This is a genomic window from Mycolicibacterium doricum (genome assembly GCF_010728155.1).
GTDB lineage: Bacteria > Actinomycetota > Actinomycetes > Mycobacteriales > Mycobacteriaceae > Mycobacterium > Mycobacterium doricum.
In genome coordinates this window covers 754798-767421 of sequence record NZ_AP022605.1, presented here as the reverse complement: position 1 = coordinate 767421, position 12624 = coordinate 754798, and the positions used below count along the sequence as shown (strand labels likewise).

Annotated in this window: 11 protein-coding genes; 3 read left to right on the top strand and 8 right to left on the bottom strand. The window is 68.5% G+C overall.

Annotated elements, in window-relative coordinates; genetic code table 11:
* Nucleotides 1–138: 138 nt before the first annotated feature.
* Nucleotides 139–744: a class I SAM-dependent methyltransferase gene (locus G6N07_RS03860; RefSeq protein WP_085187552.1), complete on the bottom strand. Its 606-nt coding sequence runs from the start codon at nt 742–744 to the stop codon at nt 139–141.
* 15 nt (nt 745–759) lie between these two features.
* On the opposite strand from G6N07_RS03860, the gene G6N07_RS03855 reads away from it, so the two are divergent.
* Nucleotides 760–1314: a tRNA (cytidine(34)-2'-O)-methyltransferase gene (locus G6N07_RS03855; RefSeq protein ID WP_085187555.1), complete on the top strand. Its 555-nt coding sequence runs from the start codon at nt 760–762 to the stop codon at nt 1312–1314.
* 17 nt (nt 1315–1331) lie between these two features.
* On the opposite strand, the gene G6N07_RS03850 is transcribed toward G6N07_RS03855, so the two are convergent.
* The 5 genes from G6N07_RS03850 to G6N07_RS03830 all read right to left on the bottom strand — a co-directional run bounded on the left by G6N07_RS03850 (nt 1332) and on the right by G6N07_RS03830 (nt 8215).
* On the bottom strand, nt 1332–1973 hold the full coding sequence (locus tag G6N07_RS03850) for a nitroreductase family protein (protein WP_085187558.1): 642 nt from the start codon (nt 1971–1973) through the stop codon (nt 1332–1334).
* Nucleotides 1974–2212: 239 nt separating this feature from the next.
* Complete coding sequence (locus tag G6N07_RS03845; RefSeq protein WP_244949042.1) at nt 2213–3316, bottom strand: RNA-guided endonuclease InsQ/TnpB family protein; 1104 nt, start codon at nt 3314–3316, stop codon at nt 2213–2215.
* A 4-nt stretch (nt 3317–3320) separates the two neighbouring features.
* Entirely contained in the window at nt 3321–3719 is a 399-nt protein-coding gene (gene tnpA, locus G6N07_RS03840; RefSeq protein ID WP_163784081.1) for an IS200/IS605 family transposase, read from the bottom strand.
* 164 nt (nt 3720–3883) lie between these two features.
* Nucleotides 3884–7177 (bottom strand): error-prone DNA polymerase, encoded by a 3294-nt coding sequence (locus G6N07_RS03835; RefSeq protein ID WP_085192447.1) that lies wholly within the window; start codon nt 7175–7177, stop codon nt 3884–3886.
* A gap of 153 nt (nt 7178–7330) precedes the next feature.
* The gene (locus tag G6N07_RS03830) at nt 7331–8215 is read right to left on the bottom strand and encodes a universal stress protein (RefSeq protein WP_085192448.1); all 885 of its coding nucleotides are present in this window, start codon (nt 8213–8215) and stop codon (nt 7331–7333) included.
* A 310-nt stretch (nt 8216–8525) separates the two neighbouring features.
* Here G6N07_RS03830 and G6N07_RS03825 point away from each other — a divergent pair, with 310 nt between their 5' ends.
* Nucleotides 8526–8957 carry a MarR family winged helix-turn-helix transcriptional regulator gene (locus G6N07_RS03825; RefSeq protein ID WP_085192317.1) on the top strand — a complete coding sequence of 144 codons (432 nt, stop codon included), beginning with the start codon at nt 8526–8528 and terminating at the stop codon, nt 8955–8957.
* A 99-nt stretch (nt 8958–9056) separates the two neighbouring features.
* Complete coding sequence (locus G6N07_RS03820) at nt 9057–10031, top strand: nucleoside hydrolase (protein ID WP_235849919.1); 975 nt, start codon at nt 9057–9059, stop codon at nt 10029–10031.
* Between the two features lie 135 nt (nt 10032–10166).
* Here the strand turns inward: G6N07_RS03820 and G6N07_RS03815 are convergent, their stop codons facing one another.
* Together G6N07_RS03815 and G6N07_RS03810 are read right to left on the bottom strand one after the other, a co-directional pair.
* The gene (locus G6N07_RS03815; RefSeq protein ID WP_085192319.1) at nt 10167–11759 is read right to left on the bottom strand and encodes a DNA polymerase Y family protein; all 1593 of its coding nucleotides are present in this window, start codon (nt 11757–11759) and stop codon (nt 10167–10169) included.
* Entirely contained in the window at nt 11743–12441 is a 699-nt protein-coding gene (locus tag G6N07_RS03810; protein WP_085192320.1) for a DnaE2-dependent mutagenesis accessory factor ImuA', read from the bottom strand. The genes G6N07_RS03815 and G6N07_RS03810 overlap by 17 nt, the downstream gene beginning before the upstream one ends.
* Nucleotides 12442–12624: the final 183 nt, after the last annotated feature.

Sequence of the window (12624 nt, the reverse complement as noted above, 5' to 3'; positions counted from 1 at the left end):
ACGCGGGATCGCGCCTGGTACGCCTGGCAATTCGACGAGTATGACAGCCGCCAGCTGGGGTTTCCACAGTTCTTACTGAACAGACAGAGTTCGTGACCAGACCGATGCGCGTCCGTGTGGTGACCGAGCAAAGAGTAACTACGCGGGCCGCAGGACCGCCACAAGGAAGTCGGAGTCCTCGGTGAAGGGCCGGACATCCCAGGTGGACAGCAGCAGATCGCGGGCGAAGCCGGCATCCGCTGAATCCGTCAAAAATTCGTCGAACGGGTAGTCGCGGCCTGCGCCGAAACCGATCACCGCCCGTCCGTCACCGGCGAGGTGGGCGCGCAACCGGCGCAGAACCTGGGTCCGGGTGCTCGGGGCGAGGAAGGTCATGACGTTTCCGGCCGACACGATCAGGTCGAACGGTTCGGTGATGCCGCGGGCGGGCAGGTCGAGTTCGGCGAGGTCGCCGACGAGCCAGCGCGGTCCGGGGTGGTCCTGCTCGGCGGCCTCGATCAACGCTGGGTCGACGTCGACCCCGACCACCCGGTGACCGGCCGCGGCCAGATATCCGCCGACCCGGCCAGGGCCGCAGCCGGCGTCGAGGATGTGGGCGCCGCGCGGCGCCATCGCGTCGATGAGCCGGGCCTCGCCGACCAGATCGTCACCGGCGCGCGCCATCGCCCGGAACCGCTCGATGTACCACTGCGAGTGACCGGGATCGGCCGCGACCTTCTGCATCCAGATACTAGTTTCGGCCATGCGAGCATTATCGCCGTGTTCAAGGTGATGTTTCATTCACCCCGGATCGCGCCCAACACCGGCAACGCTATCCGCATGGTGGCGGGCAGTGGATGCGAACTGCATCTGGTGCGGCCGCTGGGTTTCGATCTGTCCGAGCCCAAGTTGCGCCGGGCCGGCCTGGACTACCACGATCTCGCGTCCGTCACCGTGCACGACGATCTCCCCGCCACATGGGATGCGGTGCTGCCCGCGTCGGTCTACGCGTTCACCGCGCACGCGACCGTGTCGTTCGCCGAGGTCGCCTACCAGCCGGGTGACGTGCTGATGTTCGGACCGGAGCCCACCGGCCTGGACGCCGAGACGCTGGCCGATCCGCACATCACCGCGCAGGTGCGGATCCCGATGCTGGCCGGCCGGCGGTCGTTGAACCTGTCGAACGCCGCGGCTGTGGCGGTCTATGAGGCGTGGCGCCAGCACGGGTTCGCCGGAGCCGCCCCGGCGGCGACATCAGACCCCGGAGCCGCCCCGGCGGCGACATCAGACCCCGGAGCCGCCCCGGCGGCGACATCGGAGACCGGATCGGTGTAGCTCACCGGGTGAGGAACTCACCAGCTGTCCCAGTGGGTGAGCTGCTCGGCGGGGAGCCGCTTGGCCTTCTTGAAGTCGGTGCCCTTGGTGTAGGCGATCGGGAACAACCCCGCCTGGCTGTACCTGTCGAACGGGATGCCGAGCAGTTCGGCGGCCTGCTTCTCGCCGTCGTTCAGCAGGTGCAGCGTCGTCCACGCCGAGCCGAGACCGCGGGAGCGCAACGCCAGCATGAAGCTCCACGCCGCCGGCAGCAGCGAACCCCAGAACGAGGCCGACATGCCGGCGGGCGCGCCGTCCGGCCGGCCCTCCAGGCAGGGGATCATCAGCACCGGTACCTCGTGGAAGTGATCGGCGAGGTAGCGCGCGGAGTCGCCGACCAGTTCCATGCGCTCGCCGCGTACATCGTCGTACTTGGGTTTCGGCTGGTCCAGATAGGCGTTCGCGTTGAGGCGATAGATGTCGGCGAGCGCCTTCTTCTTACCGGCGTCCTCGACGAACACCCACTGCCAGCCCTGGGCGTTGGAACCCGTCGGCGCCTGCAACGCGAGGTCGAGACACTCCATGATTACCTCGCGCGGCACCGGCTTCTCCAGGTCCAGCCGCTTGCGCACCGAGCGAGTGGTGGTGAGCAGTTCGTCGACAGACAGGTTGAGAGGCATACCTGGAGGCTACCGACGCCGGCTGTGTGAGAGCGCGCTCACCGTTACCTGAATTGACGTTCCTCCCCACGGCTGAAAGCCGGGGGATTCCAACCTGTTAGACGGGTTGGAGCAGTAATTCCTCGCGGTTTCCTGCTGGTTCCTGCGTCGACGTCACCGCAACACCCGCAGGCGCTGTGGTTTCTCGGCAGGCGGTGACCGCAAGCCCTGCGGCCAATACATTCTTGGCGGCGTTCACATCAGCGTGTACGGGCCCGTGCGCAGTTTGTGCACCGAAACACCGCTTGGCTCTCACGGGACTTCGGGTCAACATGCCCACACACCGGACACCGTTGCGACGTGAAGGCCGCCGGAACCTTGACACCTGTGTCCCGGCATAACGCGACACAGACATCAACGGTTGCTCGAACCGAATACCATCCTTTCCCCAGTACAGCCCGATTCAAACCTGATTTACTCGACGCGCCGTTCGGCAGGAACGCCCCGGCGTTGCCGGGATCTTCGACCCGAGCAGCACGGCGCGTCATGTTGCGGGTCTTGAGATCTTCGAGCACCACGACTGCGTTCGACTGGGCCAGGCGGTGCGCGGTCTGGACGCAGAAATCCTGGCGGCGGTGCCGCTCAGCGGCCCGCAACTTCGCCAGAGCCCGCCGGGTCTTGGTGCGGTTTGCCGACCCCTTGGCCGCGCGGGACAACTTGCGTTGCAGCGCTACCATGCGGCGGCGTTCACCGGTCGTGACGAACTCCCGGTCAGCCAGCTCACCGTCGCTGGTGGCCACCACCACACCACGATCCACCCCCACCGCGGTCCCCGGGGCGGCGTGCTCTGCCGGGGCCGCGATCCCGTCGTCGACGAGCAACGACACGAACCAGTGCGCACCGTCCCACGACAGGGTGGTCGAGCGGACGGTTTCCCCCTGCAGGCTGCGTGACGCCCGGAATTTCACCCACCCAAGCTTGGGCAGCTTCACCCGCGCATGTTTGCAGCTGAGCTTCTCCACCACCATCTTGTTGCCCTCGGGGAACCGGAACGACGGCGCCCACCGCCGACCCGCACGCCAATGCACCCGAAACGTCCCGTGCTCACGGCACGCCTTATCCAGATCCATCAGTGTCTGCTGCAGGCAGTGCCCCGAAACGTCTCTGAGCCACGAATGCTCCGTCTTGGCTTCGGCCAACTCTTTGGCCTGGGGCCCGTAGTTCATCCACGCCCCGCGCCGGCGGTATTCACCGCGCTGCTCCAACCCGGTGTTCCACACCGCCCGACACACTGCCCCGATCTGCTCGGCGAACACCGCCTGCGCGTCGGTGAACTCCACCCGAAACCGCCGCCCCGTCACCACGATCTCAACGATCCTTCTGCGACTCGACGTAGCGGTTGATCACCGACAACGGTGCCCCACCCACCGTCGCCACGAAATACGAGTTCGTCCACAATGTCGGCAACCGCGATTTCAGCCACGGGAACTCCTGCCGCAGCAGCCGCGAGGACCTGCCCTTGATGGCCTTCACCAGCTTGTGAACCCCCAACTGCGGGTCGACCTCCACCAGCAGATGCACGTGCTCAGGCATGGTCTCCATCTCGATCAACCATGCCCCCTTCTCCTCGATCACCTCGACGATGATGTCCTTGAGCCGCTGCTCCATCCGCCCGCCGATCACCTTGCGTCTGTATTTCGGGCACCAGACGACGTGATAGGCGCACCGGAACGCGATATTCGCGTTCGTCCGCAACGTAACACCCACACCCGACACCCGACACCCGACACCCGACACCCGACACCCGACAACATTAGACAGCGATCAACCATCTAATGTTTCAACACGCCGGAACCGTACCCGCGCAGTGGCCACCCAAAGCAGGAACTTGACGCGCTCACCCCCACGCCTGAAAGCAGGGGTCCGCCGCGCTACCTGAAATCGCGCGACTTGGAACCCACCCGCATATCCAACCTGCCCAGCCGGTCGGCGACGACGGTGACCGCACCGGTCGCGTTCTGCACGATGCCGCGGATGACCATCGCCGGCGCGGTCTGCGCCAGGCGGCGCTGCCGCGACCAGAGTTGCGGTGAGCACACCACGTTGACCATCCCCGTCTCGTCTTCGAGGTTGAGGAACGTCACGCCCTGCGCGGTGGCCGGACGCTGCCGGTGTGTCACCGCCCCGGCCACCAGTACCCGGGTGCCGTCGGGTACCTCGAGCAGCCGGGCCGCGGGCACGACGCCCATCGCGTCGAGATCCTCGCGCAGGAACTGCGTGGGGTAGCTGTCCGGGGACACCCCGGTGGCCCACACGTCGGCGGCGGCCAGTTCGAGCTCGCTCATGCCGGGCAGCGCCGGGATCTGCCCGGCCGACCCGACGCCGGGCAGCCGGTCCGGCCGTTCGGCGGCCGCCGCTCCGGCCGCCCACAGCCCCTCGCGGCGGGTGACGCCGAAACAACCCAGCGCCCCCGCGGTGGCCAGCGCCTCGGTCTGCGGTACCGACAACTGCACCCGGCCGGTGAGGTCCAGCAGGCTTGCGAAGGGGCCGTTGGCTTTGCGTTCCTCGACGATGCGCTCGGCGAGCTCGTCACCGGTGTGGCGGACGGCGCCGAGCCCGAGCCGCACGTCGGTCCCCGCATTCTCCAGCGTGGCGTGCGCGAGGCTGGCATTGACATCCGGGCCGCGCACGGTGACGCCGTGTCTGCGCGCGTCGGCCACCAGTGACTGCGGGGAGTAGAACCCCATCGGCTGCGCGCGCAGCAGCGCGGCACAGAATGCCGCAGGGTGGTGCAGCTTGAACCACGAAGAGTAGAACACCAACGACGCGAAGGACAGCGAATGACTTTCCGGGAAGCCGAAATTCGCGAAGGCTTCCAGCTTGTCGTAGATCCGGTCGGCCACCTCGCCGGTGATGCCGTGCCGTTGGCGCATACCGTCGTAGAACCGGCCCCGGAGCCGTCGCATTTTCTCCGTCGAACGCTTCGACCCCATGGCGCGGCGCAGTTGGTCGGCCTCGGCGGCGGTGAACCCGGCGCAGTCGACGGCGAGTTGCATCAACTGTTCCTGAAACAGCGGCACACCCAGCGTCTTGCGTAGCGCATTCTCCATGGACGGGTGGTCGTAGGTGACAACCTCTTCCCCGTTGCGCCGCTTGATGTACGGGTGGACCGAACCACCCTGGATCGGCCCCGGCCGGATCAGCGCGACCTCGACCACCAGGTCGTAGAACACCCGTGGCTTCAGGCGCGGCAGCGTGGCCATCTGCGCCCGGGACTCCACCTGGAACACGCCGACCGAATCGGCGCGCTGCAGCATCTCGTAGACCGCCCCTTCGGACAGGTCGAGTTTGGCCAGGTCGACGTCGAGGCCCTGGTGTTCGCGCACCAGGTCGATGCAGTAGTGCAGCGCAGAGAGCATGCCGAGCCCGAGCATGTCGAACTTCACCAGACCGATGGCCGCGCAGTCGTCCTTGTCCCACTGCAGCACGCTGCGGTTGGCCATGCGGGCCCATTCGACGGGGCACACGTCGGCGATCGGCCGGTCGCAGACCACCATGCCACCCGAGTGGATACCCATATGTCGCGGTAGATTCGAGATCTGCAACGCCAGATCCACCACCGGTTCGGGGATGCCCTCGATGTCCGGTGAGTCGGCCAGCCCGTTCCACTTACTGAGCTGCTTGCTCCAGGCATCCTGCTGCCCTTGGGAGAAGCCGAGGGCACGGGCCATGTCGCGGATGGCGCTGCGACCGCGGTAGGTGATGACGTTGGCGACCTGGGCGGCGTAGTCACGGCCGTACCGGTCGTAGACGTACTGGATCGCCTTCTCGCGTAGATCGGATTCGATGTCGATGTCGATGTCGGGCGGACCGTCGCGGGCCGGGGACAGGAACCGTTCGAACAGCAGCTCGTTGGCGACCGGGTCGACGTTGGTCACCCCCAGCGCATAGCACACCGCGGAGTTGGCCGCCGAGCCGCGGCCCTGGACGAGGATGCCGTTCTCCTTGCAGAACCGGGTGATGTCGTGGACGACGAGGAAATACCCGGGGAAGGTGAGCTTCTCGATGATCCGGAGTTCGTGCTCGATCTGGGCGTAGGCCTGCGGCGCCCGCTCCGGAGGGCCGTAGCGATTGCGGGCACCGAGCATCACCAGGTGCCGCAGCCAGCTGTCCTCGGTGTGGCCGGGCGGCACGTCGAACGGCGGCAGTTTCGGGGCGATCAGAGCCAGCCCGAACGCGCATTGCTCCCCCAGGTCGGCGGCGGCGGTGACGGCCTGCGGGCAGTGTGCGAACAGCCTGGCCATCTCCTCTCCCGAGCGCAGATGGGAACCACCGAGTGGAGCGAGGTAGCCGGCCGCCTCGTCGATCGAGCGGCGGGCCCGGATCGCCCCCATCGCCATCGCCAGCCGTCCACGTGACGGTTCGGCGAAATGCGCTGCTGTGGTGGCGATCACGTTCAGGCCGAAGCGCGGTGCCAGTTCGGTGAGCGCCGCGTTGCGTTCGTCGTCAAGGGGATTGCCGTGGTGGGTCAGCTCGACGCTGACCCGGTCGCTACCGAACCGGTCCACCAGATCGGCGAGGGCTTTCTCGGCCGCCTCCGGCCCGCCCTCTGAGAGCGCTTGCCGAACATGGCCTTTGCGGCAGCCGGTGAGGATGTGCCAGTGACCGCCCGCGGCCTCGGTGAGCCCGTCGTAGTCGTAGCGGGGCTTGCCCTTCTCGCCCCCGGCGAGGTGTGCCTTGGCGATCTCGCGCGACAGCCGGCGGTATCCCTCCGGACCGCGGGCCAGCACCAGCAGGTGAGGTCCGGGTGGATCGGGCACCTCGGTGCGGGCGGTGTTGCCCAGCGACAGCTCAGCGCCGAACACCGTGCGCATGCCGAGTTCCTTGGCCGCCTCGGCGAACCGGACGACTCCGTAGAGCCCGTCGTGGTCGGTCAACGCGATGGCCTGCAGGTCCAGGTGGGCGGCCTCCTCGACAAGCTCCTCCGGAGTACCGGCGCCGTCGAGGAAGCTGTACGCCGAGTGGGCGTGGAGTTCGGCGTACGGCACCACGCCGCCCGACCGAGGCACCTTCGGCGCCTGGTAGGCGCCGCGTTTGCGCGACCACGCCGGGCTGTCCCCGCCGTCGCCGGGAGGTTCGCCCAGGGACTCGCCGGCGCGGCGGGGCTTGCCGTTCAGCACCCGCTCCATCTCCGACCAGCTCGGGGGCCCGTTGAACCAGCTCACCACTCCAGTGTATCGAACGTACATTCGATTGGTGTAGTGCTCGGAAAGACGAAGGCGAGGACCAGCCCTGCTTCGACGAGCAGTTCTACAGCGCCGTGCGACACGCCAGCCCGGCGGGCTGCTGCACGAACACGGCGATCACGGCCTGCGCGGCTAGGGCAGGTCTTCGGGGGTGAATTGCTCACGCGGGATGACCACCATCGGCACGTGCAGGACGCGCAGCATCTTCGCAGCCGTCGAGCCGAGGAACAGCCGCCGCGGCGCACTCAACCGGCTGGAGCCCACCATGATGAGGTCGCCGTCGTGCCAGTCCAGCTTACCGACCGCGTCCTCGACGCCGCGTCCGTCGACGATTGTGGAGGTCACCGGGATGTTCGCCGGCAAAGCGCGTCGCGCCGCTTCCAGGGTCTGGGCGGCGTGGTCGCGCGCCTGGTGCCGCACCGCGTCGACGTCGCCGCGCAGCACGTCGAACGTCGGATCGAGCGCCACGAGGGAGATCAGCCGCAGCGGTGTGCCCGCCGCCGAGCTGAACCGCACCGCGTGCTCGAGCAGCAGATCCGTGCCTTCACGGCGGCCGATCGCGCACGACACTTCCCGGACACGCTGGACCGGTGAGTCGCGCATGCCGCGCGGTGCCACCGCCACCGGCATTGGCGCCGAGTGCAGTAGCTGGTTGACCACCGACCCGAGCGAGTAGCTCCCGGCCAGGCCACCGCCCGATCCGCCCACCACGATCGCGTCGGCGGCGAGCCGGGCCGCTTCGGTGATGAGTCCGTCGGCGGTGGAGTCGGTGTACACGATGTGGCTGTGCACCGACACGTCGGTGGGCACCGAGGCCATGGCGTCGGCCAGCCACTTCTCGGCCTGACTGCCCAGCAGATCGTCGTTCTCACCGGTGGGAACCATGGCCGGCAACGCCCGGTCGGACAGCATGATGCAGACGTCGAGTTCCGCGCCGAGCGTCCGGGCCAGGCGGATTCCCAGTGCGAGTGCGTCTGCGCCGCCGGGGGTGGCGAGATAACCGACGACCAACCTCATGACCGAACCACCGCCCATCTCGCACGTCCGGGGAACGCCGCGGATTTCAATCCTGTCAATCGGAGGCGGTTTTCACCGGCGCTTGACGAAATCAAGGTCGATACTGCGCGGTGCCGCCCTCGATGACGAGTCGGGCGCCGGACCCGTCCGGTCGATGTGGTGGCTGCTCTCGGTGGTGAATGCCAGGTCGGCATGGACACTCCCTTCTCGGTGTGAATCGGACACTTCTGGGTGTGAATCGGACACTTCTCGGTGTGAATCGGACACTGTCTTTCCGGTTGAACGGCGGAATTCTGGATAACGAATAGGCATGGCCGAACCCGCGGGCTGGCAGGCGATGCGCTCGGTGCTGTTGCTCTGCCGGTCGATGACAGCAGTCGTCGACCAGGAACTCAAGTACGGCTTCGCGCTGCGGCTGATCGATTTCCAGATCCTCAAGCAGCTGGAGTCCACCGAGACGGGCACCTGCCTGCTCGGGGCGGTGGCCAGGGAACTGTTCGTGCACGCCACCACGGTGAGCACCGCCACCGAGCGGCTCGCCGAACGCGATCTGGTCGTGCGCCGCGCCCACCCGACCGACCGCCGGGCGACGCTGGTCAGCATTACCGAAGAGGGGCGGACACTGACGGACGCGGCGACGGCGGCGCTCGCGGCCGCCCAGTTCGGGTTGGCCGGCCTGACCGCCGACCAGTTGGCGGCACTGAGCTGTGTCGAGAGCTACGCCCGCTCCGCGAGGGAGTGACGGGGGCGGGCGTATCCTCTGCCCGTGACCACCCAGGGCAGCGGGTCTTCGGCGGCGATACCGGTTTTCGCCGATGTGGACACCGGGGTCGACGATGCGATGGCGCTGGTGTACCTGCTTGCCAGCCCCGACGCCGCCCTGGTCGGAATCGCCGCCACCGCGGGCAACGTCGGTGTGGATCAGGTCTGCCGCAACACCCTCGGTCTGCTCGAGCTGTGCGGAGTGCGGGGCATTCCGGTGTCTCGTGGCGCCGACGGCCCGATCGCATCGGCGTTGCGCACCGCGGAGGACACCCACGGCCCGGAGGGGTTGGGTTATGCGCGCATGCCGTCGAGCGGTTCGACGGTCACCACGTACGACGCCGCCGAGGCGTGGGTGCGCGCTGCACGAGCTCATCCCGGGGAGTTGGTGGGGATCGCGGTCGGACCGCTGACCAATCTGGCGCTGGCGCTGCGCGCGGAGCCGGCGCTGCCGACCCTGCTCCGCCGGTTGGTGATCATGGGTGGCGCGTTCGACTACCGGGGCAACACGACCGCGGTGGCGGAGTGGAATGTCAGCGTCGACCCGGAGGCCGCTGCCGAGGTGTTCACCGCATGGAGCGGCTCAGGTTTGACGCCGCCGACCGTGCTGGGCCTCAACCTGACCGAGCACATCGCGTTGACGCCGACGCTGCTGACCAGATTGGGTGCCGCTGCGCAGTCGCCGAGCTCGCCGATGAGCGTGCTCGACGACCCGGGCACCCGTTCGGCGGCCGCCAACCCGCTGATCCGCGTACTCGAGGATGCGCTGCGGTTCTATTTCGAGTTCCACTTCTACCAGGGGGAGGGCTACCTCGCTCACCTGCACGATCCGCTGGCCGCCGCCGTCGCGCTCGACCCCGACCTGGTCGAGTGCCGGCCCACGACGGTCGCCGTCGAGCTGACCGGCACGCTGACCCGCGGAATGACGATCGCGGACTGGAGCGGGCGGTGGGGCCGCCCGTCGAATGCGCTGGTCGGCATCGGCGTCGACGCGAATGTCTTCTTCGAGAGGTTCATCGCCCGGGTGGGTCTGTTCGCCCGCCGGCTGGGATGACCTCAGTCGTCGGTGACGGTCACCGTGACGTCGACCGACCGTCACGGTGACCCTGTTTCCACAACGGCAGCAGCACCAGGTACTGCGGATAGGTGAGGAGTGGCTTGCAATCAAATTGAGCACAACTGGAAAACTTCACTCATAGGCGCCCTCCACGTACCAACGGCGCTGCCGGTAACACAGCAGCAACGCCGCCTGTCCCATACTCCCGTCGAGCAGTACCTGCACCCTGGCCGTACGCCCCTTGGCGCGATCGGGATCCCACCATCGTTCGTCGACCGGCCACGGACCCGCCCACCAGGCCAGGTCACCGCAGTATCCACCGCCGTCGAGCCGCGCCGGCGGTCCGGAGAACAGTCCGCGGTGGGTCACCCGCACCGGGTTGCCCTCGGCGTCGAGCACCTCCACCGGATCATCGCGCAGCACCGCGGGCGACGGTTCGGGCAGCCGCCCGGGCCACGGTTGGTGCGGATCGGCTTGCGGCACCGGCTCATCTCCGAAGGCGGTGAAGGTGATCCGCTCAGCCGGACCGCGTCCACCGCTGAGCACCGGGACCTGCACCGCTTCGGGTCCGAGTAGGCCCTGGACACGCACCAGCACCCGGCGGGCGGCGGCAGAGTCGGCCATCCCCCCCGGGGGCCCCCACAGCGGCAACTGCAACGCTTTGGCCGAGATGACCTCGACCGGCCGCAACCGCAACACGGTGATCGGCGCGGTGGGCCGGTCGTTGGGGTTGCGCCGGTTCAGCCAGCCGTCGAGTTGCCAGCGCACCCGGTCGGCGGTGGCATCTTCGGTCAGCGGTTCAGCGCACCGCCAGACCCGTTCCAGCTCCTTGCCGTCCTCGGTGACGGCGTGGATCGCCAGCCGGGTGCAGCCCACCCCAGCCGCCTCGAGGCTGCGGTGCAGTTCTCCGGCCAGCGACCGGCCGGCGAACGCCGCGGCGTCCACCCGGTCGATCGGTGGGTCGCAGTTGCACACCGCATCGAGCTCTGCCGGCGGTTCCCGCCCCGACGGACCGCGGGCCGGCTCTCCCCTGGCGAACCGGTGCGCGGCGACGGCGTCCGCCCCGAAACGGGAGGCCACATCCGTCCGGGACAGCGCGGCGAACTGGCCGACAGTGCGAACACCCATGCGCCACAATAGGTCTGCGAGGTCCTCGCGACCGGGGGCGGCCAGGCTCGGCTCGGTGGCGAGCTGGCGGATCGACAGCGCGGACAGGAAGCCGGCGTCCTCACCAGGCGCCACGATACGGCCTGCCCGCGCAGCGAACACCGCGGTGGGCAGCTGATCGGCGATACCGACCTGACATTCCACCCCGGCCGCGGCGACCGCGTCGACCAGTCGCTCGGCGGCAGCCTGCTCGGAGCCGAAGTACCGCGCCGCCCCGCGTACCGCCATCACGAGCAGCCCCGGCCGCAGCACCTCGGCGCGCGGCACCAGGTCGTCGACCGCCGCCGTGACGTTCTCGAAGTGGCGGGCATCGCGGGCCGGATCCGCCGCGGCGACGTGCAGGTCTGGGCACCGGGCCTGTGACTCCCGGCGTCGCAGCCCCCGCCGCACCCCCGCGGCACGCGCGGATGCCGAACACGCGATGACCCGGTTGGCCAACGTGACCGCGACCGGCGACGTCGGAGGAAGCCTCGCCGCCGCAGCGGCGGCGACCGCGGGCCAGTCCATGCACCAGACGGCCAGCACCCGGGAGACGGCCACGCTACTCACCGACCGCATAGGCAGGGCCGTGACCCCGGCCTCTCGCCCGCATTGCCAGCCGCACCCGGCTGATCCGTCCACACCCCGGCGTCGGCGCACCAGACGAGCCTGCGCCAGCCACCTCGAAACCACACACCCGGGCCTCCAGCCGGGCTGTCGCCCCGGGCCAGTCACCGTTCGTGACCAGCAGGGTGCATCCCTTCTGCCGCGCCCGGGCCGTCACCGCACGGGCCCGGCCCGCGGGCACCGCCCGCCCGCCCAGCCCGAGCACCACCAGATCCATCCCGTCCATCAGGACCGCCGCCACCTCCACCGGATCACCGCCCGGGTCCGGGATGACGGCCACCCTGTTGAGGTCCGCGCCCATTTCCACGGCAGCCAGCAGACCGGCATCCGGCTGGCCGACGATGGCCGCGTGGCCACCGGCCGCCGTCGTCGCCGCGACCATGCCCAGCGGCAGGGACCGGGCTCCTGAAAGCACCGCCACCGTCCCGCGCGGCAACGACCTCGGCAGCTGCCCAGCCAGCGATTCAGGCAGAGGTAGCAAACTTTCCGCCACCGGTGTGGAATCGACGGCCGGGGTTGGGCCCCGTCTGCTCGACCCGACCTTGCCCGCCACCGCGGCCATCTGTTTGCGCAGGTGTTCGACCTGCTCAGCTCGGGTACGATGAGCCAGACCGAGGTTGGTCGCAGCTATCACAACAGCACCTCCAACATCACCTGGAACACCCGTTTTTCGAACTGACGTTCGACATGGTGAGTAAACACCGGCCCGCCGACAAGCGTCAAGCGTCAGCGTCAAGCGATCGAGGTCCTCACGGGACTGACGGCAGCGACTGTTGACACTGACAAATGTGACACTGACAAATGTCACCATTTGTTG

Bases quoted from the DNA above. Each gene is read 5' to 3' on its own strand.
- G6N07_RS03820 (WP_235849919.1), top strand. From the start codon at position 9,057: ATGGCGCTGGTGTACCTGCTTGCCAGCCCCGACGCCGCCCTGGTCGGA.
- G6N07_RS03850 (WP_085187558.1), bottom strand. From the start codon at position 1,973: ATGCCTCTCAACCTGTCTGTCGACGAACTGCTCACCACCACTCGCTCG.
- G6N07_RS03860 (WP_085187552.1), bottom strand. From the start codon at position 744: ATGGCCGAAACTAGTATCTGGATGCAGAAGGTCGCGGCCGATCCCGGT.
- G6N07_RS03825 (WP_085192317.1), top strand. From the start codon at position 8,526: ATGGCCGAACCCGCGGGCTGGCAGGCGATGCGCTCGGTGCTGTTGCTC.
- G6N07_RS03830 (WP_085192448.1), bottom strand. From the start codon at position 8,215: ATGAGGTTGGTCGTCGGTTATCTCGCCACCCCCGGCGGCGCAGACGCA.
- G6N07_RS03815 (WP_085192319.1), bottom strand. From the start codon at position 11,759: ATGCGGTCGGTGAGTAGCGTGGCCGTCTCCCGGGTGCTGGCCGTCTGG.